Origin of the sequence: Aeromonas sp. R10-2 (assembly GCF_040908445.1) — a bacterium.
Lineage (GTDB): Bacteria > Pseudomonadota > Gammaproteobacteria > Enterobacterales > Aeromonadaceae > Aeromonas > Aeromonas veronii.
In genome coordinates, this window is sequence record NZ_JBFODS010000065.1 from 19,390 (window position 1) to 36,891 (window position 17,502).

Below are 17,502 nucleotides of genomic sequence, written 5' to 3' on the forward strand. Positions count from 1 at the left end.
TGCGCCGGTTTTTTTTATGCCTGCCAGCCGGCGTCAGATCAGATAGCGATAGCTGAGTCGCTCGTTCTTGCGCGGCCCGGTGATCTGCCAGCTCAGCAAGAAACCGCCGTCGATCTCGGTCAACTCGGCGCTGTAGTGATCCGCCCCGCACAGATGGGGTTCGGCGGTCAGCCAGCGGCCATCCCCCTGCGGCAACAGCTCGAACAGTTCGACCGGCGCCTCATAACGCAAATGGGAGAGACGGATCCCCCGCTCGCAACGCTGCCACCAGAAGCGGTTGTGCATGGCGAGTTCCCTGCCATGAGGCGTGGTGTAGCGACCCTGCTCGTTAAACAGCCAGCCCCCCTGATGATCGGTCACCTGCACACGCCCCTCGCCCCGACCATTCCAGTCGGTCGCCGACCCCTCGCCATTGCTGGCGGTAAAGGAAAATGCTCCGACCTGTGGCAATCGCGCCCATAAACGCTGGATTGCCGCTTCCATCTCGGCCATCATAGCCCCCTTAAAATTGACAACTGACGATAAATCAAACACATGAACTACTTGATAGGGGTCACCCTGCTCTGGTCATTCTCCTTCAGCCTGATCGGGGTCTACCTCGCCGGTCAGGTGGATGCCTACTTCTCGGTGCTGACCCGCATCGCCCTCGCCAGTCTGGTGTTTCTCCCCTTCCTGCGCCGCCGCTGGCTGCGCCCCGCTCTGGCGGCCAAGCTGATGGCGCTGGGCGCCATCCAGCTCGGCATCATGTATCTCTTCTACTACCACTCCTTCCTGCTGCTGACGGTGCCGGAAGTGCTGGTCTTTACCATCTTCACCCCCATCTACGTCACCCTGCTCCACGATCTGCTGGAAGGGCGCTTCAAGCCCACCTATCTGTGGGGCGCCCTGCTGGCGGTGCTCGGGGCTGCCGTCATCCGCTTCGACGGCCTGACCGAAAGCTATGTGCTGGGATTTCTGGTGGTGCAGGGGGCCAACCTCTGTTTCGCGCTCGGTCAGGTGGGCTACAAGGTACTGCTGGCACGGGAGGCGGAGCAACCGCCGCAACTGGCGGTGTTCGGCTGCTTCTATCTGGGAGCGCTGGTGATCGCATTGCCCGCCTGGTGGCTGCTGGGCAAGCCGCAATATCCGACGTCAGGGTTGCAGTGGGGCATTCTGCTCTGGCTGGGGGTGGGTGCCTCCGGCCTAGGCTACTTCCTCTGGAACAAGGGGGCGACGCTGGTCACCAGCGGAGTGCTGGCCATCATGAACAATGCGCTCATTCCGGCCGGCTTGCTGGTCAATCTGCTGCTCTGGGGCAAGGATACCGACCTGACCAGACTGACCATCGGCGGCCTGCTGATGCTGGCCTCGCTCTGGATCTGCCAGCGTGACAAGCGCAACCAACCCTGACCACACTCAGCCGATGACGGTGTTGTGCTCCCGTCTGGCCTGACTGTGACAACTGGCCAGCCGGGCCAGCAGATGATCGAGCTGCTCGCCAGCCTGACTCTGCACCAGCCCGATGCTGACGGTGACCGGCCGCTGTGACAGCAGGCTGGCATCGGCAATCTCGAGGCGCAGCCGCTCGGCGATCTCCAGCGCACTCATCCGCTCGGTCTGGGAGAGCATCAGGATAAAACCGTCCTCATCCCAGCGGGCGAAGGGATCTTCCCGCCGCAGCTCGTGGCGCACGATACGCGCCAGCTTGGCCAGCATGGCGTCGCAAGCCGCTTCGCCAAACAATTGCTGGATTTTGGCCATGTGATCGACCGAAAACTGCAGCAGACTGAAAGTGCCACTCTCGGTCGCCAGCCGCTCCTCCAGCAGTTGCTCGAAACGGCCACGGCTCTCCAGACCGGTCAGCGGATCGGTGCCATGTCGCTCCTCCACCAGCACGGCAGCGGGATCGAGGTGACGGACAACCCCCAGCAGATAACCCCGCTCATCGCGACGCATCCGCTCTTCCAGCCGGATGTAGTGACCGTGATGATGCAGAATGCGGTATTCGAGGCGCAGACCGCTGCTGCGGCCGCTCTGGCAGGCGAGCAGGGCATCTTCCAGCCGGGCAACATCGTCGGGATGCACCCGATCCAGCCAGCCGAGATCATCCGGCCAGCACTCTCCCAATCCCAACAGGCGCAGGCAGGAGGGATCACGCTGCAGTCCATGTTGGGCTGACCAGCTCCAGATCCCCGCCTCCAGCAGCGCCATGGCATCAGACAGCAGACCCGGATCAAGCCGGGCAGTCACATCGACCAAAGGTGTCTTGAGCATTTCCATGGGGCGCCTCGAAACAGGATCTGAATACCTGCTCAATAAGTAACATTGGCGTTCACGCCGAGCAACAGGGTCAGAGCGCTTTTCCCTGATACCCGTTCATCAAGGTCTGCCAGTTCTCCGGTACGAAGTGGAAACTGGTATGCAGTTGAGACTCTTTATTGAATGAACGGAGCAAGCGTTCCAGATTGGCCTTCTGCCATTCGCCGTGGGAGCGGATCGCACCCTTGTCAAAATCGATCACCCACACCTTGCCCTCTTTATCGAGCAGCAGGTTGTGGCTATTGAGATCGGCGTGATAGACCCCGGCATCGTGCAGCTGGCGCACCGTCTGGCCTATCTTGTGCCATACCTCGGTCGCCACCGGCCCCTGCTTGAGCAGCGCCACCATATCCTTGGCACCGCGAATTCGCTCGATCAGGATATCGGCACGATAGAATGGGCCCTGTTTGACCATGCGGGCACCAAACGGACGCGGCACCGGCAGCCCCTGCTCGCACAGCTTGGCCAGCAGGGTGTATTCGGCCATGGCACGGCTCGACTCGACCCCTTCGAACCAGAAGCGATCCCGCACCACCTTGCCCACCATGCCGCCACGATAGTAGTGGCGCAGCACCAGATGGCGGGACTCATCCTTGACGAACCAGGTCACTCCCCGTCCGATGGAGGTTCCCACCACCTGACGGTTGTTCTGCCACCAGGCAGGATCGAATAACTGGGGAGAAGGGTCGCGAAAGGCCCCTTCGGCATACCAGCAGATCTGGTTGTGTTCGGTCTGTACTCGCATCGTGGAGATCCCGCTCGGTGGGTCATGGATCGCAATTTTTCAATTGGCGATGAGGCTGCCGCTCTGGCATGCCCGCAATAGTGGCCTTTAATCAACGACGTGCAGAGACAGGTCATGGCGCTGGGCCCGGCCTATCCCGGCTGACGATTGTGCGCAATTTTACAATCCAGAGGGGAGTTTGCATAATGCCATCCACCCTTTTTGCCAGCCGTGCGCCACAACATGCCGCTATTTCAAACGCCCCCCTCCTCCATCTGCATCCTGCGGCTCTCCGCCATCGGGGATTGCTGCCACGCACTGGCGCTGGTGCGCGTCATCCAGCGGGAGTGGCCACAGACCCGTATCACCTGGATCACCGGCAGAATCGAGGCAACCCTGTTTGCCGATCTGCCCGGCGTCGAGGTGATCCCCTTCGACAAGAGCAAGGGGTGGCGCGGCTATCGCGATCTCTGGCAGACCCTCAAGGGGCGCAAATTCGATGCCCTGCTCCACCTGCAGGCAGCGATGCGGGCCAGCATCGCCACCCTCGGCATCAGCGCCAAGGTCAAACTAGGGTTTGATCGGGAACGGGCCAACGACGGCCAGTGGCTGTTCACCAACCACAAGGTGCCTTCGCCTGCCTCTCCCCATGTGCTGGACGGTTTCCTCGCTTTCGCCAAAGAGCTCGGCATCCAGGATCTGACCCCGGACTGGCAACTGCCCATCAGCGCCGATCATCAGGCGTGGGCAAGGGAGAAGATTGGCGGCAAACCGACTCTGCTTATCTGCGCAGCCGCCAGCAAGGCCTTCAAGAACTGGACTGCCGCAGGCTATGCCGCGCTGGCGGATCACGCCACCAACAAGGGCTTTCAGGTTTATCTCTGTGGCGGGCCGGCCAAGCTGGAGCGGGATCTGGCCGCCGAGATCCGGCAACTCAGCCAGAGCAAGCCGGTCGATCTGGTGGGGCAGACCAACCTCAAGCAGCTGCTGGCGCTGATTGGCGAGGCGAGTCTGGTACTGGCCCCCGATACCGGCCCCACCCATATGGCCACCATAGTAGGCACGCCGGTGATCGGCCTCTATGCCCACCACAATCCGGCACGCACCGGCCCATATCTGTGCCGCGACTACGTGGTCAGCGTCTATCAGGAGCTGGTCGAGCAGGAGACCGGCAAGCCGCTGGCCGAGTTGAGCTGGCGCACCCGTCTCAAAGACACGGAGGCCATGCGAAAAATCACCAGCGAGCAGGTGACCGCCGCGTTCGATCGGCTCTGCGCCGATCGTCAACTGCCGTAGTGACAGGGCACTTCGGGAATTCCGAGCCATCAGGCAGGGATAACCTGATAGCCTCTGCCCTCAGCCAAAGGCACAATGCAGGCTGATGTGGGTTACGCTCCCGCAGCAAGCTACGAATACTTTGATCGGCTGGAATATGATTCCGGCCGTTTTTTTATTCGCCGCATTCTGGTAAAATTCGCCGCCTTTACATCCTCCTGACTCAAGAATTTTCCGCGTTTTGCGTTTGGCTGTCTCCCTTTCGGGCACAAGACGGCGGTCTCTGCTACAACCAAAACAGCGGTTTCGATTAAAGGTAATAATATGGCGCAACAAGGCACTCTCTATATCATCTCTTCTCCGAGCGGCGCGGGTAAATCCAGTCTGCTCAATGCCTTGCTGACCCAACATAACGCTGCGGGCAAGATGCAGCTGTCGGTTTCCCACACCACTCGCGCCACCCGTCCTGGCGAAGAGCACGGCGTACACTACCACTTCGTTCAGGTGGAAGAGTTCAAGGCACTGATCGAACGCGGTGATTTTCTGGAGTGGGCCGAAGTATTCGGCAACTACTACGGCACCTCCCGCGCCGCCATCGAAGCCTGCCTGGCCAAGGGGATCGACGTATTCCTCGACATCGACTGGCAAGGTGCCCGCCAGATCCGCGAGCAGATGCCGACCAAATCCATTTTCATCCTGCCCCCCAGCCGCGAAGAGCTGGAGCGCCGCCTGATTGGGCGCGGTCAGGACAGCGCCGAAGTGATTGCCGGCCGGATGGCGAAAGCCATTGCCGAAATGGTGCACTACGACGAGTATGACTATGTCATTATCAACGAAGACTTCGAGCAGGCGCTGTTCCAGCTCAGGTCCATTATTGAGTGCCAACGGCTGGAGATGCGTCACCAGCAACAGGCTCAAAAAAACTTGCTGCAACAGCTACTGGCAGAGTAAGCCAAAAACAAGTAAACTTTTGCGTCATTTTTAAACACTGCTTTTCTAAATACAGAAAGCCCAAACACTGGAGTCCTGCATGGCACGCGTTACTGTAGAAGATGCTGTAAAACAGGTAGGTAACCGTTTTGACCTGGTGCTGGTCGCCGCGCGCCGCGCTCGTCAAATCGCGGTACAAGGCAAAGATCCCCTGGTCGACGAAGAGAACGACAAGCCGACTGTGATCGCCCTGCGTGAGATCGAGCTGGGTCTGGTGAACAATCAAGTGATGGACACCCAGGACCGCTACGAACAGCAAGAGCAGGAAGCCGCCGAGCTGGCTGCCGTTGCTGCCATCGCCGAAGGCCGCGGTTAAGTTATTCCTCCGGTTGGCACCCGCCCGGGTGCCGACTGTTCATCCCCATTTACAACCGCTCGAAAACCTCGCAAACTCAGGGCTATACCCTCAATTCCACGAATTGCCGTTTCACCGCTGCGGGGACTGTCTTGTATTTATTTGAAAACCTTAAAGAAATAGCCAGTTCCTACCTGCCGCCAGAGCAGGTTGAGAAGCTCAAGCAAGCCTATGTGGTGGCCCGTGATGCCCACCAGGGTCAGATGCGTTCCAGTGGCGAACCCTACATCACCCACCCTGTTGCCGTTGCCCGGATCCTGGGTGACATGCGCCTCGATCATGAAACCCTGATGGCCGCCGTGCTGCACGACGTCATCGAAGACACCTCTGTCACCAAAGCCGATCTGGCCGAACAATTCGGCAATGCGGTTGCAGAACTGGTGGCCGGGGTCTCCAAGCTCGACAAGCTGAAATTTCGCGATCGCAAAGAGGCGCAGGCCGAGAACTTCCGCAAGATGGTGATGGCGATGACCCAGGATATCCGGGTCATCCTGATCAAGCTGGCCGACCGCACCCACAATATGCGCACCCTGGGCTCCCTGCGACCGGACAAACGCCGCCGCATAGCCCGGGAAACCCTCGAAATCTTCGCCCCCATCGCCAACCGCCTCGGTATTCACACCATGAAGAACGAGCTGGAAGAGCTGGGCTTCGAGGCGCTCTATCCAATGCGATCCCGCGTGCTGCGCGAATCGGTGCGCCGCGCCCGTGGCAATCGCCGCGAGATCATCGACTCCATCCAGAGTGAAATCAGCGGTCGCTTGAAAGAGGCGGGGATCGAGCATCAGGTCAGTGGTCGCGAGAAAAACCTCTTCTCCATCTACAACAAGATGGAGAAAAAAGAGCTGCAATTTCATGAGGTAATGGATATCTACGCCTTTCGTGTCAAGGTGAAGGACATAGATACCTGTTACCGGGTGCTGGGGCAGATGCACAGCCTCTACAAGCCGCGCCCCGGCCGCTTCAAGGATTACATCGCCATCCCCAAGACCAACGGCTACCAGTCGCTGCATACCTCGCTGGTGGGGCCGCACGGGGTGCCGGTGGAGGTGCAGATCCGCACCGAGTTCATGGATCAGATGGCCGACAAAGGGGTTGCCGCCCACTGGGCCTACAAGCAGGATGGCGACAGCTCGGGCACTACAGCCCAGATCCGCGCCCAGCGCTGGATGCAGAGCCTGCTGGAATTGCAACAGAGCGCTGGCAGCTCCTTTGAATTTATCGAAGGGGTCAAAACCGACCTCTTCCCCGACGAGATCTACGTGTTCACGCCGGAAGGACGCATCATGGAGCTGCCCGCTGGCGCCACGCCGGTGGATTTCGCCTACACGGTGCACACCGACATCGGCCACGCCTGCGTTGGTTCACGGGTCGACCGCCACCCCTACCCGCTCAGCAGCCCGCTGCACTCGGGTCAGACGGTGGAGATCATCACGGCGCCGGGCGCTCGCCCCAACGCGGCCTGGCTCAACTTCGTGGTGACCACCAAGGCACGATCCAAGATCCGCCAGTTCCTCAAGAACCTGCGCACCGAAGAGTCGGTGGTGCTGGGTCGCCGCCTGCTCAACCATGCGCTGGGCGCCAAGAATATCGAAGACATCCCCGAGCCACGCATCAAGCAGGTGCTGGCCGATACCAAGCACGAAAATCTGCAGGGGCTGCTGGCCGATGTGGGCCTCGGCAACGCCATGAGCGTCATGGTGGCGCGCCGCATGCTGGGGGATGAACTACCGCCGGAAGAGCAGCCCAAAACCAGCAGCAAGAAGATGCCGATCAAGGGTGCCGACGGCATGCTGGTCACCTTCGCCAACTGCTGCCGTCCGATCCCGGGGGATGCCATCATCGCCCATATCAGTCCGGGCAAGGGTCTGGTGATCCACCAGGAAGCCTGCCGCAACATCAAGGGCTACAGCAAGGAGCCGGACAAATACCTGCCGGTGCAGTGGGAAGTGGACAAGGAGCAGGAACAGGAGTTCCGCACCGGCATCAGCATTGAAATCGTCAACCATCAGGGTGCGCTGGCCGAGCTGGCCAACGTGATTGCCGCCACCGGCGCCAACATTCACGCCATCAGCACCGAAGAGAAGGATGGCCGGGTCTATCAGGTCAGCCTGCTCATCACCACCAAGAGCCGCATCCACCTGGCCAACATCATGCGCAAGATCCGCGTCATGCCCAACGTGCTCAAGGTGAGCCGACAGAAGAACTGAACACAGGCGGCGCAAGCCGCCTGCTGCGTTTATAGAGACAAGCCATGACCCCCGAACGCTTCAAGCGCATCACCGACATGCTGGCCCAGCGTCAGCTCGATTTGACCGTCTGTATGGAAGAGGTACACAAACCTCACAATCTGGCCGCCATCGTGCGTACCGCCGATGCCATCGGCATCCACCGGGTACACGCGGTCTGGCCCAAAACCTGGATCCACAAGCGCAAGGGCACCGCCCGCGGCAGCCAGAACTGGGTGGATGTAAAACTTCACCCGGATATCGGCACAGCCGTTGCCGAGCTGAAAGCCTCCGGCATGCAGATCCTGGCGACTCACCTCTCCGACAGCTCGGTCGATTTTCGCGCCATTGACTACACCAAACCGACCGCCATTCTGGTGGGTCAGGAGAAGCACGGCATCGGTGAAGAGGCGCTGGCGCTGGCCGACCACCATATCGTCATCCCCATGGTGGGCATGGTGCAGTCCCTCAACGTCTCGGTGGCTGCTGCCGCCATCCTCTACGAAGCCCAGCGCCAGCGCGAGCTGGCAGGCTGCTATCAACGCGGCTGCCCGCTCACGCTGGAGGAGCAGAACAGCATCCTGTTCGAGGGGGGTTATCCTATCTATGCCCAGCTCTGCAAAGAGAAAGAGATGCCCTACCCCCAGCTCGGCCCGGCCGGTGAAATTCTGGCGGACGAAGAGTGGTGGCAACGGATGCAGCTGACCCGCAAAGGGTGGGCGCAGCAGAGCGAGCAGGACGATCCGCAGGAGGAGTGATGGAGAACCCTTTTGGCAGCTGGCTGGAATCGCAAATCATTCGGGATCACCTGACCAACCCGAACATAGAGGCCGGCGACTACAGCTACTACTCCGGCTACTACCACGGCAAGCCATTCGAGGATCACTGCGTCCGTTACCTGCTCGGCGATGGCTCGACCCACGACACGTGGGAGAGCGGCCTCTGGGGCGAGGTGGACCGGCTGATCATCGGCAAGTTCTGCTCCATCGGCTCGGGCGCCACCTTCATGCTGGCGGGCAATCAGGGCCACCGGCTGGATTGGGTCTCCACCTTCCCGTTCAATCCCGACACCTTTGGCGAAGGGGCCCGCAGCGGCTTTCAGCGCAAGGGGGACACCCGGGTTGGCAACGATGTCTGGATCGGCTCGGAAGCGATGATCATGCCCGGCATCACCATAGGTGACGGCGCCGTCATCGCCACCCGCGCCGTGGTGACCAAGGATGTGGCCCCTTACACCATAGTCGGCGGCAACCCGGCCCAGTCGATCCGCCGCCGTTTCAGCGATGAGCAGATCCTCATGCTGCAAGAGATGCAGTGGTGGGGCTGGCCCTTGCCCCGCTTGCAAGCCAGCATGGCGCTACTCTGCTCGGGGGATATCGCCACCCTTTATCACCATTGGCAACAGGAGTGTGCCTGATGAAACCCCTCTCTCTTTCCCTGTTGGCCCTGACCCTGTTTTCTGCCGGAGCCCTTGCCGTGACCAATACCTATCAGCTCACCAGCGAAGCCGATGTACCCAGCCTCTACCAGCAAACCCTGCCCGACTTCTGGCGCCAGCATGCGGTGGAAGGAGAGTTCAAGGGCAAGGATGGGGTGACCATCCGCTATGCTGCGCTGCGGCAAGCCAAGGTCGATCGCGCCATCCTGATCGTCAATGGCCGGGTCGAGAGCTACCTCAAGTATCAGGAGCTGGCGTGGGATCTCTGGCGTCAGGGCTACAGCCTCTACCTTATCGACCATCGCGGTCAGGGGATGTCTGGCCGGATGCTAAATGACCCGCAGAAGGGATATGTCGACCAGTTCGACGATTATGTGGTCGATCTCAAGCAATTTCACGACCATATCATCATGGCGGACCAACCTGCCAAGCTGTTCCTGCTGGCCCACTCCATGGGCGGCGCCATCTCGGCCCGCTATCTGGAGCGCTGGCCCGATGATATCAAGGCGGCCGTGCTCTCCTCCCCCATGCTGGGCATCAATCTCGGCGGTCTGCCCAAGTGGCTGGCCAAGGGATTGGCGAGCACCATAGGCACGGTCGGCGGCTGGCTTGGCGAGCCTCCCTACGGCCCCGGTCAGGGCGCCTATCAGGATCACGGCTTTGCCGATAACGAGCTGACTCACAGCCAGTCCCGCTATCAGGCGTTCCGCCAAATCTACGAACAGCACCCGCAGATCAAGCTGGGTGGCGCGACCGCGCACTGGATTTATCAGGGGATCACTGGTGCCGATGCCGCCATCGCCGATGCGGGCGCCATCAAAACCCCGCTGCTGGTGCTGCAAGCTGGCAGCGACAGCGTGGTGGACAATGCCGCACAGGATCGCTTCTGCACCATTGCCAAGTGCGAAGGGGGCAAACCACTGCGCATCGAGGGTGCCTGGCACGAGCTGTTTATCGAATCCGATGACAAGCGCCAGCCCGCCCTGACCGCGATGGTCGACTTTTTCGCCCGCTTCTGAGCTGGCTATTTTTTGTAACCCTAAATAAATGGGGTGACAGTGTGGGCTAAGGTAAACTGCCCCTGTTTTCAATCGATGCCGAGGTAATGATGTTCAAGGTAGTTGTATCCGATCTCGATGGCACTCTGCTCAACAAGCAGCACCAGATCTCTCCCCGTACCCGGGATACCCTGCACCGCTTGGTAGAACAAGGTGTGAAATTCGTGGTCGCCACCGGCCGTCATCATGTTGACGTTCGCAGCTTCCGCGATGCGCTGGGGATGGACATCTACCTCATTACCTCCAATGGCGCCGTGGTCCATGACAAACAGGATCAGCTGATTTTCAACCAGCCGCTGCCGACCGAGATCGCCGCCGAACTGATTGCGCTGGAGCGCGACCCCTCTATCCACCTCAATGTCTATCAGGGGGATGATTGGGTGGTGGAAGAGGAGCTGCCCTGGCTGCTGCAGTTCCACGACGAGTCAGGGTTTACCTACCGCCTCGTCGATGACCTGAAACAGGAACCGAAAGAGCAGATCAACAAGGTGTTCTACATCGGTGACCACGAGAAGCTGCTGAAGATTGAGGCGCACCTCAACCAACGCTACGGCGATCAGCTCAATGTCACCTTCTCCCTGCCGGACTGTCTCGAAGTGATGCACGCCGGGGTGCATAAGGGCAATGCGGTGCGTGCCGTGCTGGAGCAGAACGGGTTCGATATGTCCGAGGCGATCGCCTTCGGCGATGGCATGAACGACTTCGAGATGTTGACCATGGTGGGACGCGGCATCGTCATGGGCAACGCCCATGACCGCCTGAAAATGGCGCTGCCGGAGTATGAGCAGACCCTCACCTCCGATGAAGATGGCGTCGCCGTCTATCTGGAGAAGCTGTTCGAGCTGGAGAGCGTCAGCGCAGCCTGATCCTCTTCAGCCCGCCATCCGATTCAGCAAAGCCTCACCATGTGAGGCTTTGTTTTTTCAGAGTCTCCAGCCAGGGATTGGGCCGCTGCCAGCTGAAGCTCTGGTTCGCTCCGCCGTAGCATTCAGCCAGCCGCAGCGGCGTGCCGGGGGTATGGCGTCTCCCAGCCACATCGAGGCAGCGGGAGACCTTGCTGTTGAACAGCCTGTCTTTCTGCCACTCCCACTGCGCCTGACCGTCACAGGGTGCCAGCATCAACTCGCTGTCGTTTTTGGCTTGCAAACAGAGATCCTGCAGGCGCAACTCACCCAGATCCCACTCGAACAGTTGATCGTCTTTTCCGCTGCAAGGTTGTGCCAACACCTTCTGTTGGGACACCGCAACGCAAAAATCACCGCTGGTCAGCAAGGGGGAGAGAGAACGCTCCTCCTGCGGTTGTGATGCAATGGAGCCCATCATCACATCGGTGGATGGCGGCTTGATGGTACAGCCACCCAGCAGCAAGGCAGCCAGCAGGGTGGGAGAGCAAGCAAAGGAAATTTTGTTATTCATGGAAAAATGCCTGAAATGGGCCGATGACATCCGGTTGTCAGTGACTCGAGGCTGAAGCATAACCGAAAGGCGGGGCGCGCTGCCCAAATAGAGTGTAAACAGACGTAACAGGGAGAGAGTACTGGCACGGCGGAGGCCGGAAAGCAAAAAACCCCGCCGAAGCGAGGTTTTTCTAAATGTGGTCGGTGATAAAGGATTCGAACCTTTGACCCTCTGGTCCCAAACCAGATGCGCTACCGGACTGCGCTAATCACCGAGGCTATTTCTTTCAAAATAGTTTACTTCAAAAAAACAAATACGACCTGATGGTCATCCTCGTCATACAGCAAGTATGGTGCGAAGAGAGGGACTCGAACCCTCACACCCGGGGGGCACTAACACCTGAAGCTAGCGCGTCTACCAATTCCGCCACCTTCGCGTACCTGACAAGCTGTAAAATGGGGTGGCTGATGGGGCTCGAACCCACGACAACCGGAATCACAATCCGGGACTCTACCAACTGAGCTACAGCCACCACAGCTGTTTTCGTTCCACAACAACGCCCGTTTAACCGACGCACTTTTGATGGTGCGCCCGACAGGATTCGAACCTGTGACCTCTGCCTCCGGAGGGCAGCGCTCTATCCAGCTGAGCTACGGGCGCTACGCTGTCGAACGGGGCGCATTATTAATGATGGTTGCTGGTTTGTCTACACTTTTCTGTCACCGAAACACTGTTCGTTGTTTTTTCAAGCACATTGCGCACTTTTCTTCCACTATTCCCCTGCTGACAACCGAAAAGGGGCAGATTGCAGTCGCAAATCGCCTTGCTGCCTTGACTTGATTTGATGCCCATCTAGAATGAATGAACGTTCATTCAATCGAAAGTCACACTGATGATTCTGGATAAAAAAGAGAGCATCTTCAACGCGGCCCATGAGGTGCTGGGTGAACGGGGTTTTCATGGTCTGTCGATTGCGGAAGTCGCCAAGAAGGCCAATGTTGCCACCGGCACCATCTATCGCTACTTCGGCGACAAGGATGATCTGATCCGGCAACTGCACCAGCACACTATCTTGCAGTGTGTGCCCATGGTCATGGCCGATGTAGCAATCGATAAAGTTTCATTTCAACAATTTCGCCAATTATGGCTCAATATTCATGCCATTTTTGTTAACGAACCCAACGCTATCCGGTGCAAATTGCAGTACGAGAGCTCTCCGCTAGGGGCAGAATTGGAGACCAATCCTGTCATTCTGGCTGCCTGGGAGCCTCTGGACCGATTTTTTGAACAGGGCGTTGAACAAGGATTGTTTATTGATTTACCGATACGGGCACTCCAGGTGTTGAGTCTGGACAGTGTCATGCATCTGGCCCTGCAGTGCAGGGTGCACAACATCACGCTGACCGAATCGCAGTTGGAAACCGCGATCCGGGCCAGCTGGAATGCCATTTTATCCCCCAATCTTTCCACCTCAGGAGCCTGTTCATGAAAAAGTGGATGGCCATTATGTTGCTGATAGCGATCGCCTTGTTTGGCAGCGTCATCGGCTTCAATTTGTTCAAACAGAAGATGATTGCCCAATACATGGCCAACCGGCCGGAACCCGAGTTCCCCGTCACCGCCATGGTGACCAAGGCACAGGATTGGGTACCGACCATCGAAGCGATCGGCTTCATCGAGCCGAATCAGGGGGTGACCCTCTCCACCGAACTGGCAGGTACCATTGACGCCATCACCTTCGAGTCGGGCAAACCGGTCAAGGCAGACCAGCTGCTGCTGAGCCTGGACTCCACCGTGGAACGGGCCAATCTGCGGGCCTCCCAGGCCAAGCTGCCGGCGGCAAAAGCCAAGTTCGATCGTTTCCAGAACCTCTACAAGACCAGCTCCATCTCCAAAGAGCAGCTGGATGAGGCGGAAGCGGCCTATCGCTCGCTGGAAGCGGATATCGAGAGTCTGAAGGCGACCATTGCCCGTCGTGAAGTGCGTGCGCCCTTTAGCGGCGTGGTCGGCCTGCGCAATGTGTTCCTCGGTCAGTATCTGCAGCCGGGCACAGATATCGTGCGCCTGGAGGATACCAGCGTGATGCGCCTGCGCTTCACCGTGCCCCAGACCGATATCTCCAAAATCAAGCTGGGCCAGACCATCAAGATCAATGTGGATGCCTATCCGCAAACCCAGTTTGACGGTCACATCACCGCCATCGAGCCTGCGGTCAACTTCCAAAGCGGCCTGATCCAGGTACAGGCAGACATTCCGAACAACGACGGCCAGCTCCGTTCCGGTATGTTCGCCCGCGCCAGCATCATTCTGCCGACGGTGAAAGATCAGATCGTGATCCCGCAGACCGCGATCTCCTTCACCCTTTACGGTCAGAACGTCTATGTGCTCAAAGAGGGCGAAGAGACCGACAAAGAGGGTAACAAGGTGAAAGTGCTGCGAGCCAAGCAGGTTGTGGTCAAGGCCGGTGAGCGCCGTGGCAACGATGTGCATGTGCTCTCCGGCATCCAGGCCGGTGACCAGATCGTACTGTCGGGTCAGGTTCGCCTGAGCAACGACACCAAGGTGCATGTGGTCGAGAACGATGCCCTGGCCGTTCCGGCACAAACCCCGATGCTGTAAGCGCGGAGATCTGCGATGCGATTTACTGACATATTTATAAAACGGCCTGTGCTGGCGATCTCGCTCAGCTTCCTGATCGCCTTGCTGGGCTTTCAGGCCATCTTCAAGATGCAGGTACGGGAATACCCCGAGGTGACCAACACGGTGATCACCGTCAGCACTGGCTACTATGGCGCCAGTTCTGATCTGATCCAGGGGTTCATCACCCAGCCGCTGGAACAGGCGGTCGCGCAAGCCGACAACATCGACTTCATGACCTCCTCCAGCCAGCTGGGCAGCTCCACCATCACTGCGTACATGAAGCTCAACACCGACCCCAACGCCGCGCTGTCCGACATCCTGGCGAAGGTGAACTCGGTGCGATCCCAGTTGCCGAAAGAGGCGGAAGACCCGTCGGTCACCTCCTCCACCGGTTCAACCACGGCGGTGCTCTACCTCGGCTTTACCAGCCCGGAGCTCAATTCCAGCCAGATCACCGACTATCTGGAGCGGGTTATCAAGCCGCAGCTCTTTACTGTCGGCGGGGTCTCCAAGGTTGACCTCTACGGCGGTGTCGAGTTTGCCCTGCGGGTATGGCTGGATCCGGCCAAGATGGCGGCCTTCAACCTGACTGCCAGTGACGTGATGACGGTGCTCAACAGCAACAACTATCAGTCCGCGACAGGTCAGGCGACCGGTTACTTCACCCTGTTCAACGGCAACGCCGAGACCCAGGTCAAGGATGTCGACGAGCTGAAGCGACTGGTGGTGGCTACCCGTGACGGCAAGGTGATCCGTCTTTCCGACATTGCCAAGGTGACCCTCGAGAAGAGCCACGACATCTATCGCGCCAGCGCCAATGGCCGCGAAGCAGTGGTCATGGCGGTCAACGCCGCGCCGACAGCCAACCCCATCAACATCGCTCACGATGTGCTGGCGTTGCTGCCGAGCCTTGAGCGCAATATGCCGAGCACCATGCGTCTCAACGTGATGTATGACTCCACCGTGGCGATCAACGAGTCCATCCACGAGGTTATCAAGACCATCCTGGAGGCAGCCGCCATCGTTCTGGTGGTCATCACCCTGTTCCTCGGTTCGTTCCGCGCGGTCATCATCCCGATCATCACCATTCCGCTCAGTCTTATCGGCGTGGTGATGATGATGGATATGTTCGGCTTCTCGATAAACCTGATGACTCTGCTGGCGATGGTGCTGGCGATCGGTCTGGTGGTGGATGACGCCATCGTGGTGCTGGAGAACGTCGACCGTCATATCAAGGAGGGGGAAGAACCCTTCCGGGCCGCCATTATCGGTACCCGTGAAATTGCGGTGCCGGTTATCGCCATGACGGTTACGCTGGCGGCGGTATACGCGCCTATTGCCCTGATGGGTGGTATCACCGGCTCCCTGTTCAAGGAGTTTGCCCTGACCCTGGCTGGCGCCGTGTTCGTCTCGGGCATCATCGCCCTGACTCTGTCACCGATGATGTGTTCCAAGATGCTCAAGGCCAACGAGCAGCCAGGCAAGTTCGAGAGCACAGTCCACCACCTGCTGGAGCGGATGACCGATCGCTACGACAGCATGCTGCACGCCGTGATGAAAAAGCGCCCCGTCATCGTGGTGTTCGCCGTCATCGTCTTCGCCAGCCTGCCGCTGCTGTTCAAGTTCATCCCGAGCGAACTGGCACCGTCAGAGGACAAGGGGGTAATGGCCGTGCTGGGTACCGCACCGTCCAACGCCAACCTGGACTACATCGAAAACACCATGGCGGATGTGAACAAGATCCTGGACGACCAGCCCGAGATCGCCTTCTCCCAGGTCTTCTCAGGGGTGTTCAACGCCAACCAGGCGTTCGGTATCGCCTCCATGGTGCCCTGGAGTCAGCGTGAAGCGAGCCAGAAAGAGGTGCTGGACCGGGTCGCCAATCTGGTGAAAGACATTCCGGGTATGGCCATCACCACCTTCCAGTTCCCGGAACTGCCTGGTGCATCGAGTGGTCTGCCGATCCAGTTCGTCATCACCACCCCCAACAGCTTCGAAAGCCTGTTCCTGGTGGCCGGGGAAATTCTGGCAGCGGCGCAGAGTAACGGTCAGTTCGTCTATTCGGATCTCGATCTGAACTACGACTCCGCCACCATGAAGATCCGCATCGACAAGGATAAGGCGGGTGCCTACGGCATCACCATGCAGGATATAGGTATCACCATGGGCACCATGATGGCGGACGGTTACGTCAACCGTATCGACCTGGATGGCCGCTCCTACGAGGTGATCCCGCAGGTCGAGCGCAAGTACCGTCTCAATCCGGAGTCCATCAAGGGCTATTACGTGCGGGCCGCAGACGGCAAGTCGATCCCGCTCGGCAGCCTGATCAGCATTGAAGTGGTTGGCGAGCCCCGCGCCCTGCCCCACTTCAACCAGCTGAACTCCGCCACCATAGGCGCCGTTCCGGCTCCGGGCGTGGCCATGGGTGATGCGATCAACTGGTTCCAGACCACCGCTGACGAGAAGCTGCCGCAAGGCTATCGTTACGACTTCATGGGTGAAGCCCGTCAGTTCGTCACCGAAGGCAATGCGCTCTATGCCACCTTCGCGCTGGCACTGGCCATCATCTTCCTGGTGCTGGCAATCCAGTTCGAGTCGGTGCGTGACCCGCTGGTCATCATGGTCTCTGTACCACTCGCCATCAGCGGGGCCTTGATTGCCCTGGCATGGGGTATGGCGACCATGAACATCTACTCCCAGGTGGGCCTCATCACCTTGGTGGGTCTGATTACCAAGCACGGTATCCTGATCTGTGAAGTAGCTAAGGAAGAGCAGCTGCTGCGCGGCATGAACCGGATGGAGGCCGTGATGCAAGCCGCCAAGGTGCGTCTGCGTCCGATCCTGATGACCACCGCCGCCATGATTGCCGGTCTGATCCCGCTGCTCTACGCCGCAGGTGCCGGTGCGGCACAGCGTTTCAGTATCGGTATCGTCATCGTGGCTGGTCTTGCCATCGGTACCCTGTTCACCCTGTTCGTGCTGCCGGTGATCTACACCTATCTGGCTTCCGAGCACAAACCCTTGCCGGTATTCGATGAAACCATTCCGCCCAAAGCAAACGGCGGACATTAATCATCAATCACATGCAAAGGCCC

The 17,502-nt window shown here is 59.1% G+C and carries 16 protein-coding genes and 4 tRNA genes; 12 read left to right on the forward strand and 8 right to left on the reverse strand.

Annotated features, from left to right (window positions below):
- Positions 1 to 33 precede the first annotated feature (33 nt).
- The gene (locus tag AB5Y97_RS13635; RefSeq protein WP_201948112.1) at positions 34 to 495 is read right to left on the reverse strand and encodes a DUF6314 family protein; all 462 of its coding nucleotides are present in this window, start codon (positions 493 to 495) and stop codon (positions 34 to 36) included.
- 39 nt (positions 496 to 534) lie between these two features.
- Between AB5Y97_RS13635 and AB5Y97_RS13640 the strand changes: the two genes are divergently transcribed.
- Entirely contained in the window at positions 535 to 1,389 is an 855-nt protein-coding gene (locus AB5Y97_RS13640; RefSeq protein WP_201948110.1) for a carboxylate/amino acid/amine transporter, read from the forward strand.
- A 6-nt stretch (positions 1,390 to 1,395) separates the two neighbouring features.
- Here AB5Y97_RS13640 and AB5Y97_RS13645 read toward each other — a convergent pair whose 3' ends face one another.
- Together AB5Y97_RS13645 and AB5Y97_RS13650 are read right to left on the reverse strand one after the other, a co-directional pair.
- A complete protein-coding gene (locus AB5Y97_RS13645; protein ID WP_058056568.1) occupies positions 1,396 to 2,259 on the reverse strand; it encodes a sensor domain-containing diguanylate cyclase in 864 nt (287 codons plus the stop codon).
- Between the two features lie 70 nt (positions 2,260 to 2,329).
- A complete protein-coding gene (locus AB5Y97_RS13650; RefSeq protein WP_201948108.1) occupies positions 2,330 to 3,043 on the reverse strand; it encodes a 3-deoxy-D-manno-octulosonic acid kinase in 714 nt (237 codons plus the stop codon).
- Positions 3,044 to 3,265: 222 nt separating this feature from the next.
- Here AB5Y97_RS13650 and AB5Y97_RS13655 point away from each other — a divergent pair, with 222 nt between their 5' ends.
- The 8 genes from AB5Y97_RS13655 (at position 3,266) to AB5Y97_RS13690 (ending at position 11,232) form a co-directional block, all read left to right on the forward strand.
- The gene (locus AB5Y97_RS13655) at positions 3,266 to 4,318 is read left to right on the forward strand and encodes a glycosyltransferase family 9 protein (protein WP_201948106.1); all 1,053 of its coding nucleotides are present in this window, start codon (positions 3,266 to 3,268) and stop codon (positions 4,316 to 4,318) included.
- A 303-nt stretch (positions 4,319 to 4,621) separates the two neighbouring features.
- On the forward strand, positions 4,622 to 5,248 hold the full coding sequence (gene gmk, locus AB5Y97_RS13660; protein ID WP_005357125.1) for a guanylate kinase: 627 nt from the start codon (positions 4,622 to 4,624) through the stop codon (positions 5,246 to 5,248).
- Between the two features lie 79 nt (positions 5,249 to 5,327).
- Positions 5,328 to 5,603: a DNA-directed RNA polymerase subunit omega gene (rpoZ, locus tag AB5Y97_RS13665; protein ID WP_005307060.1), complete on the forward strand. Its 276-nt coding sequence runs from the start codon at positions 5,328 to 5,330 to the stop codon at positions 5,601 to 5,603.
- A gap of 131 nt (positions 5,604 to 5,734) precedes the next feature.
- Entirely contained in the window at positions 5,735 to 7,852 is a 2,118-nt protein-coding gene (gene spoT, locus AB5Y97_RS13670; protein ID WP_005339255.1) for a bifunctional GTP diphosphokinase/guanosine-3',5'-bis pyrophosphate 3'-pyrophosphohydrolase, read from the forward strand.
- Positions 7,853 to 7,896: 44 nt separating this feature from the next.
- Positions 7,897 to 8,628, forward strand: a complete 732-nt coding sequence (gene trmH, locus AB5Y97_RS13675; protein ID WP_021230464.1) for a tRNA (guanosine(18)-2'-O)-methyltransferase TrmH — start codon at positions 7,897 to 7,899, stop codon at positions 8,626 to 8,628.
- A complete protein-coding gene (locus AB5Y97_RS13680) occupies positions 8,628 to 9,287 on the forward strand; it encodes a CatB-related O-acetyltransferase (protein WP_201974087.1) in 660 nt (219 codons plus the stop codon). The genes trmH and AB5Y97_RS13680 overlap by 1 nt, the downstream gene beginning before the upstream one ends.
- Positions 9,287 to 10,327: an alpha/beta fold hydrolase gene (locus tag AB5Y97_RS13685; RefSeq protein WP_201974086.1), complete on the forward strand. Its 1,041-nt coding sequence runs from the start codon at positions 9,287 to 9,289 to the stop codon at positions 10,325 to 10,327. The genes AB5Y97_RS13680 and AB5Y97_RS13685 overlap by 1 nt, the downstream gene beginning before the upstream one ends.
- 89 nt (positions 10,328 to 10,416) lie before the next feature.
- Positions 10,417 to 11,232 (forward strand): Cof-type HAD-IIB family hydrolase, encoded by an 816-nt coding sequence (locus AB5Y97_RS13690; RefSeq protein WP_005339262.1) that lies wholly within the window; start codon positions 10,417 to 10,419, stop codon positions 11,230 to 11,232.
- A gap of 34 nt (positions 11,233 to 11,266) precedes the next feature.
- Here the strand turns inward: AB5Y97_RS13690 and AB5Y97_RS13695 are convergent, their stop codons facing one another.
- The 5 genes from AB5Y97_RS13695 to AB5Y97_RS13715 all read right to left on the reverse strand — a co-directional run bounded on the left by AB5Y97_RS13695 (position 11,267) and on the right by AB5Y97_RS13715 (position 12,424).
- On the reverse strand, positions 11,267 to 11,782 hold the full coding sequence (locus AB5Y97_RS13695; RefSeq protein ID WP_368158183.1) for a ricin-type beta-trefoil lectin domain protein: 516 nt from the start codon (positions 11,780 to 11,782) through the stop codon (positions 11,267 to 11,269).
- Between the two features lie 179 nt (positions 11,783 to 11,961).
- Positions 11,962 to 12,038, reverse strand: a tRNA-Pro gene (locus AB5Y97_RS13700).
- 76 nt (positions 12,039 to 12,114) lie between these two features.
- A tRNA-Leu gene (locus AB5Y97_RS13705) sits at positions 12,115 to 12,200 on the reverse strand.
- 20 nt (positions 12,201 to 12,220) lie between these two features.
- Positions 12,221 to 12,296: transfer RNA gene (locus AB5Y97_RS13710), tRNA-His, on the reverse strand.
- Between the two features lie 51 nt (positions 12,297 to 12,347).
- A tRNA-Arg gene (locus AB5Y97_RS13715) sits at positions 12,348 to 12,424 on the reverse strand.
- A 232-nt stretch (positions 12,425 to 12,656) separates the two neighbouring features.
- On the opposite strand from AB5Y97_RS13715, the gene AB5Y97_RS13720 reads away from it, so the two are divergent.
- From AB5Y97_RS13720 to AB5Y97_RS13730, 3 genes are read left to right on the forward strand one after another with little or no spacing between them, the layout of a single operon-like run.
- Entirely contained in the window at positions 12,657 to 13,253 is a 597-nt protein-coding gene (locus tag AB5Y97_RS13720; RefSeq protein ID WP_005339267.1) for a TetR/AcrR family transcriptional regulator, read from the forward strand.
- Positions 13,250 to 14,383 carry an efflux RND transporter periplasmic adaptor subunit gene (locus tag AB5Y97_RS13725; protein ID WP_005355753.1) on the forward strand — a complete coding sequence of 378 codons (1,134 nt, stop codon included), beginning with the start codon at positions 13,250 to 13,252 and terminating at the stop codon, positions 14,381 to 14,383. Before AB5Y97_RS13720 ends, AB5Y97_RS13725 begins: the two co-directional genes overlap by 4 nt.
- A gap of 15 nt (positions 14,384 to 14,398) precedes the next feature.
- Positions 14,399 to 17,479 carry a multidrug efflux RND transporter permease subunit gene (locus tag AB5Y97_RS13730; protein ID WP_005355755.1) on the forward strand — a complete coding sequence of 1,027 codons (3,081 nt, stop codon included), beginning with the start codon at positions 14,399 to 14,401 and terminating at the stop codon, positions 17,477 to 17,479.
- The last annotated feature ends 23 nt before the right edge of the window (positions 17,480 to 17,502 follow it).